Source organism: Mycobacterium sp. NPDC003449, assembly GCF_053588415.1.
This window is the reverse complement of record NZ_JBSFPX010000030.1, coordinates 40,367-47,797: the sequence shown is the minus strand read 5'-3', so window position 1 is coordinate 47,797 and position 7,431 is coordinate 40,367. Positions and strand designations below refer to the sequence as shown.

The 7,431-nt window shown below is 70.0% G+C and carries 6 protein-coding genes; 1 reads left to right on the top strand and 5 read right to left on the bottom strand.

Annotated elements, in window-relative coordinates:
• The 3 genes from ACWDTP_RS11205 to ACWDTP_RS11195 form a co-directional block, all read right to left on the bottom strand.
• The coding region (locus ACWDTP_RS11205) for a non-ribosomal peptide synthetase (protein ID WP_450019526.1) at positions 1–2,242 on the bottom strand (2,242 nt) is incomplete at its 3' end.
• Between the two features lie 594 nt (positions 2,243–2,836).
• On the bottom strand, positions 2,837–3,457 hold the full coding sequence (locus ACWDTP_RS11200) for a hypothetical protein (protein WP_450019530.1): 621 nt from the start codon (positions 3,455–3,457) through the stop codon (positions 2,837–2,839).
• Positions 3,458–3,696: 239 nt separating this feature from the next.
• Complete coding sequence (locus ACWDTP_RS11195) at positions 3,697–4,431, bottom strand: glycoside hydrolase (protein ID WP_450019524.1); 735 nt, start codon at positions 4,429–4,431, stop codon at positions 3,697–3,699.
• Between the two features lie 33 nt (positions 4,432–4,464).
• Between ACWDTP_RS11195 and ACWDTP_RS11190 the strand changes: the two genes are divergently transcribed.
• Positions 4,465–5,781, top strand: coding sequence for an acyltransferase family protein (locus ACWDTP_RS11190; protein WP_450019522.1), 1,317 nt, complete (start codon positions 4,465–4,467; stop codon positions 5,779–5,781).
• A gap of 7 nt (positions 5,782–5,788) precedes the next feature.
• Here the strand turns inward: ACWDTP_RS11190 and ACWDTP_RS11185 are convergent, their stop codons facing one another.
• Both ACWDTP_RS11185 and ACWDTP_RS11180 read right to left on the bottom strand, forming a co-directional pair.
• Positions 5,789–6,340 (bottom strand): cytochrome b, encoded by a 552-nt coding sequence (locus ACWDTP_RS11185; RefSeq protein WP_450019520.1) that lies wholly within the window; start codon positions 6,338–6,340, stop codon positions 5,789–5,791.
• Complete coding sequence (locus ACWDTP_RS11180; protein WP_450019518.1) at positions 6,337–7,407, bottom strand: catalase family peroxidase; 1,071 nt, start codon at positions 7,405–7,407, stop codon at positions 6,337–6,339. Before ACWDTP_RS11180 ends, ACWDTP_RS11185 begins: the two co-directional genes overlap by 4 nt.
• Positions 7,408–7,431 lie beyond the last annotated feature (24 nt).

The window sequence follows — 7,431 nt, the reverse complement described above, 5'->3', positions numbered from 1 at the left end:
GGATTCGCCATGACACCCCGTCGACGGCGAGGTGATGGATCATCAGCGCCAGCCGGCCGGTGCCGGGCACCCACAGCGCCGACACCATCCGGCCCGCGGCCGGGTCCAGCCGCGACCGCGCCGCCCGCAGCGCCTCGACCGACAACGCGTCCACCGAACGCAGGCAGTCGGCCGCGTCGACCGTGCCCGCATCGGGCACCGAGAGCGACCAGTCGTGGGTCGCCCGCAGCCGCAGGGTGGCATGGTGATCCAGCAGCGCCCGCAGGACGGCCACCGCGTCGGCTTCGGTCACCGCGTCCGGGGCGGTCAGCACGACGGTCTGATTGAACTGGTCGACGGGACCGTCGACGGTTTGCAGCCAGCGGATGATCGGGGTGGCCGTCACCGGCCCGGTGCCCGCGTCGACCGGCCCGCCCTGGCCGCCGACCGCCTCGGCGACCGCCGCCAACCGCGCCACGGTCTGGCCGGCGAACAGATCGCGCGGCCGGCACAGCAGGCCCTGTGCCCTGGCCCGCGCCACCACCTGCATCGACAGGATGCTGTCGCCGCCCATGGCGAAAAACGAGTCGTCGACGCCGACCCGGTCGACACCCAGCACCTGAGCGAAGATCTCGGCCAGCGCCGTCTCGGCCGCGCTGCCCGGGGCCCGGTATTCACCTGCGGCCCGGTACTCCGGCGCAGGAAGCGCCCGCCGGTCGAGCTTGCCGTTGACGGTAAGCGGGACGAACTCCAACGCCACCACCGCGACCGGGACCATGAACGGCGGGAGCCGTTCGGCCAGCGCGGCGCGTGTCCCGGCCGGATCGGCGGTGCCGGTGATGTAGCCGACCAGACGTCTGTCGCCTGGCCGGTCCTCGCGGGCGATCACCACGGCCTGCTCGACACCGTCCAATTCGGCGAGGGCGGACTGGATTTCGCCCAGTTCGATGCGGTAGCCGCGGATCTTGACCTGCTCGTCGCCGCGGCCCAGGTACTGCAGCTGCCCGTGCTCATCCCACCGCACCAGGTCGCCGGTGCGGTACATCCGCTGACCGCCCTCGGCGAACGGACAGGCCACGAACCGGGCCGCCGTCAACCCGGGGCGGCCCGCGTATCCGACGGCGACGCCCGCGCCGGCCACATACAGCTCACCCACCACGCCCTCGGGGGCCGGGCGCAAGAAACTGTCGAGGACGAACGCCGCGGCGTGCGGCACCGGTCGGCCGATCGGGGCCGGATCCGCATCCGCGGCCAGCGGTGCGCTCATCGCGGCGTAGATGGTGGCCTCGGTCGGCCCGTAGGCGTTAATCATGACGCGCCCGGGCGCCCACCGTTTGACCAGCTCCGCCGGGCAGGCCTCGCCGGCCACCACCAGCGCCGTGCCGTCCAGCCGGTCCTTTGGCAGCATTCCCGCCGCCGACGGTGTTTGGCACAACACGGTGACTTTTTCGCTGACCAGCAGGGCATTGAGGTCGTGGGGTGAGTTGCCCACCGATTCGGGCACCACCACCAGCCGGCCGCCGTGTAGCAGCGCACCCCAGATCTCCCACACCGACACGTCGAACACCAGCGAATGCCATTGCGACCACACCTGTCCCGGCCCAGCGGGCAGGGCGGCGGGCAATCGCCGCAGCAGCTGCGTGACGTTGTGGTGGGTGACCGCGACGGCCTTGGGGACGCCGGTGGTTCCGGACGTGTAGGTCAGGTAGGCGAGATCGTCGGGGGCCGGTGCCGGCCACCCGCTGCCTGCTGGCCCGTCCCGGACGGGATCGTCGACGCCGATGACAGCCAGAGCGGTTCGGCCACCGGCCAAACGTGGCCGCAGCTCGGCGGTGGTGAGCGCGGCGACCGGCGCGGCGTCGGCGATCATGAAGTCGATCCGCGCGTCGGGATGCGCCGGATCCATCGGCAGGTACGCGGCCCCGCACTTGAGCACCGCGAGGATCGCCACGATCGCCTCGCCGGAACGGGGGAGCAGCAGCGCCACCCGCGCACCCGGTCCGCAGCCGTGGTCCACCAGGACATTGGCCAACCGGTCGGCGGCCTCGTCGAGCCCGCGATAGGTCCAGGCGCGCTCGCCGCAGACCAGCGCCACCGTATCCGGGTCCCGGTCCACCTGCGCCGCGAACAACTCCGGTATCGATATCGGGGGGTGGGCCGGCCGGGCCAGCGCCGCCCGGTTGCCCCACCCGTCGAGTTGGTCGTGCTCGTCGCGGTCGAGCAGGTCGATCGACAGCAGCCGTCTCGACGGGTCAGCGCTCACGCTTCCTCCCCAACGCAAAGGGCGGTCATGGCCACAGAACCCGTCGCAACCGCTCAACCATTGTTCTCAGGGCCGCCATGAGGAAACTGTTCGTATCGCATTCGATACGAACAGCCGACTCCAGGCACCCCCGCGGCCCTGCTTGGCAAAAGGATAATGCCGTAAATGTCACCGCATTTGCTGTTTGCGGAATTCCCATTTCCCGAACCGGGCCTGCGCTCGGACGCGGCACGGGTGGCCGCCACCGGTCCCGGGCATCCCGGCTATCGTCCGACTGGCTGCGACGATGATCGCAGGGCCGGTGGGCGCAGGGCACGCATGCCGACGGCGTCGGATCCGCCGCGGGCCCGGGGAGGGGCTCCTGCGGCCACGTTTCGCACCGTTTGCGAGGCGGCCCTTTTTCGGGCCGAATTGTTACCCGGCGGTCCATTTCGGGTAAAGCCGAAATGATCTTTCCCGAGCGGTTCGGTGCCTACTCGGGGTTACGGCCGTGGGCGCACCATGGTGGCAAACGGTTAATCGATGGATACACCGCCGTTATCGCTGGTGTTGTGCACGAGAGTGATCTGACGGCAAAGGCAGAGGCGGCGGCGGTCAGCTCAGGTAGGTTTCGTTGCCCTTCGGATAGCCGCCGCCGTTGGTGGCGATGTGAACGTGATCGAAATGGTTCGCGGTATCGCCACCGCGGCTGCTCATGTGGCGCGGAGCCCGCCCGGGACCGTAGGAGGTCTGTCGCCAGAGGACATGGTTCAACCCGAATCGGTCCGCGTTCTCCAGGGCGAACGCCACAATGCGGTCTCCCAGGGCCTTACCCTGCGGGCTGCGGTAGTTCGGGATCATCACGTCGATCGCCAGGCCGTCGGGATGCCATCTCATGGAGTCCGGCCGGACCCCGCCGATGGTGAGGATTTCGGGAAACATGCCACTGACAGCGCGCGCCGCCAGGATCGTCTCGACCTGAAGGCCCTTTTCCGGTGCCACCCCGGCGGCCAGCACGTGCCTGACGTGCCGTGCCGCGCTGGGCGGCGCCTCTTGCGGGGCCCTGGGGGCTGTCGGTGCCATCTCGACGCAGCAGGCGGCCTGATCGCCGCCGGTCGGATCGGTCCCGGCCCCGGCGACCAGCGAGGTGGCCAGGGCGACGACAACGGCCGCCGCGGCTGCCGGCCGGCGGTAGCGGGCAGCGGTTGACGTAGGCGTTCTCACGGCGGGCACCATACCGGCGGCTCGGTGCGCGGTGGCAAATCGTTCCGCCACGACGGGCCGGGCCGGGTATCCGGTGCAGATGGTGCCCGCATCCGGCGAAGCGGTCACGATCGCGGTGAAAGACCAGTCGGGCCAGGCCATTTCAACCGGCCGGCCGAGAGCGCTCCCGTTTTCACCGCGGGGAATGGCCGCTGCGGTACACCTCACACGATTCTGGCAAATGTGATCAAGGCCGCAGCGCGGCCCGCCGATCAGTTCTGCGGGGCGGTCCGCATCGATCCGAGATAGTAGACCTCGCGCCCGGTCGGGTATCCGCCGCCGTCGGTGGCGATGTGTACGTGGTCGAAGTGGTTGGCGGTTTCGTTGCCGTAATCCGCCGTCCAGCTCGGCGCGCCGATACCCGGGTAGAACCCCTGTCGCCAGATCACATGGAGCACGCCCCAGCGTTCGGCGTTGGCCAGGGCGAATCCGGCGATCTGGTTGCCCAGGGCGATGCCCTCGTCGGAGTGGTAGTTGGGGATCATCACGTCGATCGCGAGCCCGTTGGGGTGCCACTTCAGCGGGTCCTGCCGAAACCCGCCGATCGTGGTGATCTCGGGAAACATCAGGTTGATCGCCCGCGCCACCCAGATGGTCTTGACCTGCAGACCCTGCTCGGGCGTGATACCGGCCGGCAGCGCGACCTGAAAGTCGCTCGCCCCGACCGGCGCGCTCGCCGCGACCAACTCGGCGGCCCGTGGGCTGGCGGCGGCAGGCCCGGCCTCCGGTGCGCCGGCCTGCCCCGTCGGCGCGGCGGCCTGGGGTTCTTCGGTGCAGCATTCGGTCGGGGTGCCGCTCTGGGCGTAGAACATGCCGGCGGACACCACCACCGAGGCCACCAGCACCAGCCAGCGGGCCCGGCCGTTGGCCAACGGGTTTCTGCCCACACGAGCAATGTACTGGCATGCCCGGCCGGCGTAGGCCGTCTTTCGCGTAGTACTACCCATTCCGCGGCGCCGCCGCAGCGGCAGACTGAACCTATGCCAACCCATGAGGCCGCGCGGTCCGGCGATGACCTCGCGAGCCGGACCAGACCCGATCGCGACCGTGCGGTCGACGTGGCGCGCATCGGCGCGCTGCTGGTGGTGATGTTCGGGCATTGCGCGATGCTGCTCGCCACGATCGACTCCGGCGGTGTCCGGGTCGGCAACATCCTCGGTGCGCTGCCCGCGCTCAGCCCGATCACCTGGGTGCTGCAGGTGATGCCGTTGTTCTTCCTGGCCGGCGGGGCCGCGGGCGCCTACAGCTGGCATCCTGGGGCGTCCGGCGGTGATACCGGAACCCGCTGGGGGGCTTGGCTGTTGAGCCGGGCGCAGCGGTTGTGCCGTCCGGTGTTCTGGTATCTGGCGGTGTGGGCGGTCGCCCTGGTCGTGGTGGACGCCACGATGGGCGCGGAATCCGCCGAGGCGCTCGGCCGCGAATGTGTGGCGCTGCTGTGGTTCCTCGGCGTGTACCTGGTGGTGCTGGCGTTCGTCCCCGCGCTCGCCCGGATGACGTCGGGACGGACCGTGGCGGTCGTGTCGGCGTCGCTGCTCGCGGCCGCGGCAGCCTTCGACACGCTCCGGTTCGCGTTGGGTACGGCGGCCGGTGTGCCGAATCTGGTTGTCGTCTGGCTCATCCCGGTGGTGTTCGGGGTGGCCTACGCGCGGCGCCTGATCCGGCCGGGCCTGGCGGTGGCGGTCGCCGTGGTGGCCTTGGCCGGGCAGGTGGCCCTCGCGTCGACGGGAAGCTACGACGTATCGCTGGTGGTCACCGGCACCGAGCGGGTGTCCAACGTCTCGCCGCCGACGCTGCTGCTCGCCCTGCACTGCACCTGGATGTCATTGCTGTTCGTGGCGGCGGCCGGGGCGATCGGCCGCTGGGCGCGCCGCCCGCGGGTGTGGCGCGCCGTCGCGGTCGGCAACGGCGGGGCGATGACCATCTACCTGTGGCACATCCCCGCCATCGCGGTCGCGACCTTCGCGCTGCACGCGGTCGGCCTGGACGCGTTCGACCCGCACGCCGCCGGGTTCTGGAGCCTGCTGGCCCTGCGCGCAGCGGTATTCGCCGTGATCATGGTCGCGGTGTTCCGGCTGCTCGCACCGCTCGAACATCGCCGGTTGCCATGGTGGGACGGGCCGGTGTCCGTCACCGGCGCCAGGTCGGTGATGACCGGCGCACTGATCTGCGTCGCCGGTGCGGCGCTGACGCTGATGGCCAAGAGCGGACTCGACGGTATCGCCGGCTGGTCGGAACTCGCGGCCTTCGTATTCTCGGCGCTGGCCGCCAGGGCGTGCGCGGGCTCCGGCCGGCGGTGACGCCGGTCTATTTGCGCCCCGTGATCCGAAACGTCATGCGCCGCAACATTCCGTCCCGCAGGGTGACGCTGTGCAGCAGCACCGCCGACACATGCGCGGCGATCACCACCACCAGCGCGATGGCCAGGACCGTGTGCGCCTGCCGGAGCAGGCCGTACAGATCGGCGTCGAACGGTGCGATCCGGGGGAGCCGCACCGATCCCAGGATGGTCACCGGACTGCCCGCCGCCGAGACCATCGCCCACCCTACGAGCGGCTGCGCCAGCAGCAGCCCGTACATCGAGTACTCCGAGATCTCCACCAGCCGCAACTCCAGGCTGCCCACGGTGGCGGGCAGCGCAGGCAACCGGTGAAAGATCCGGTTGCCCAGCCGCAGCGCGGTCACCACCAGGATCGTCACACCCAGGGTCTTGTGGATGACGATCAGGGTGGAGTAGCTGGCGGTCGAACTGACCATGGTGAACCCGATGAGCAGCGTGGCGAACACCAGGGCGGCGCTGAGCCAGTGCAGCGCCCGCATCGACGTCGCATGCCTGGCGGCCGGAACGGTTTCGGTCATGACCGCACCTCCCCGACCTCGACCTGCGGGGGCGTGGTCTGAGATTGGCTGGTGCGCAGCCGGTATGAGGCGGCGTAGGCCGCCGACCTGGCGCTCAGCAGCGGATCGTCGGACGGTTCGATCCCGTCCGGCAGCACCAGCGGATCGAAGTTGACATCGCGGGCGTTGCCCGGGCGTTCGGTCTCGATCACGTCGAGGGTCAGCACCCCCGCATCGACCGAGCGTCGGTCCTCCGGCCACGGGAGCGTGGCATCGGCCACCGGATCCTGCGGTTCACCGACGGTCAGCAGCAGTCGCCAACGGACCGGGCCGCTGCGCATCTGACCGATCAGGGCATCGAACATCCCGTTGTCGCCCCCGGCCGGCGGCCGGGCCTGCTGCATCGGTACCAGCGACCACCGGACCGGAACCCGGACCCCGTCGTCGTTGACGAAGTAGAAGGTGATCAGGCTGCGGTAGGTGCTGTCGGAGAACCCCGGGCTGGGCGGGCTGGCCTTGATCACCTTCATGGCGCGGACGGTCTCGGGATGCTGGGCCAGGAACGCTTCCATCAGCTCAGGGTCGGGTTCGCCGGTGCCCGGAACGGGTTTACCGGCCAGCGTCCGCTCGTAGAAAGCCTCGGGTGACTTGTCGGTGAACACAGGAAGATTCAGCAGGGCCATGCGCCACTGCTGGCGGCCCGGGAAGCCCACGGACAGGCCGAGGCCACGCCCGAGGGACGGTTTGTCGGCCACCGAGGGATTGCCGCCGCCGAACGAGAACCGGCCCAGCACCGGCGTGCGTCCCGGCGCGAACACCGCGGCGCGGGACAGTTCGGCACCGTTGCCGTTGCTGTCGAAATATCCCGAAACCGCAACGCCCTTGGCATGGTTGACGCGGTATCCGGGGTGCGAGCCGGAGACCGTCCGGAAAGCGTCCACCAGAGCCTGCGGGGTCAGCCGGCGTGCTCCGAGGGTATTCGACGCGAACAGGACGGCACCCACGTCCACGGCGAGGAAGCCGCCGACTGCCGCCGCGCCCAACAACATTCTGCGCCGGGTCAGAACCGGCCACTGTGCTTTGGTCATCGATTTTCATTAAGCCACAATTAG

Excerpts from the sequence above, each read along its gene's own strand:
- ACWDTP_RS11190 (WP_450019522.1), top strand. The coding sequence starts at position 4,465 with ATGCCAACCCATGAGGCCGCGCGGTCCGGCGATGACCTCGCGAGCCGG.
- ACWDTP_RS11195 (WP_450019524.1), bottom strand. The coding sequence starts at position 4,431 with ATGGGTAGTACTACGCGAAAGACGGCCTACGCCGGCCGGGCATGCCAG.
- ACWDTP_RS11185 (WP_450019520.1), bottom strand. The coding sequence starts at position 6,340 with ATGACCGAAACCGTTCCGGCCGCCAGGCATGCGACGTCGATGCGGGCG.
- ACWDTP_RS11180 (WP_450019518.1), bottom strand. The coding sequence starts at position 7,407 with ATGACCAAAGCACAGTGGCCGGTTCTGACCCGGCGCAGAATGTTGTTG.
- ACWDTP_RS11200 (WP_450019530.1), bottom strand. The coding sequence starts at position 3,457 with ATGGTGCCCGCCGTGAGAACGCCTACGTCAACCGCTGCCCGCTACCGC.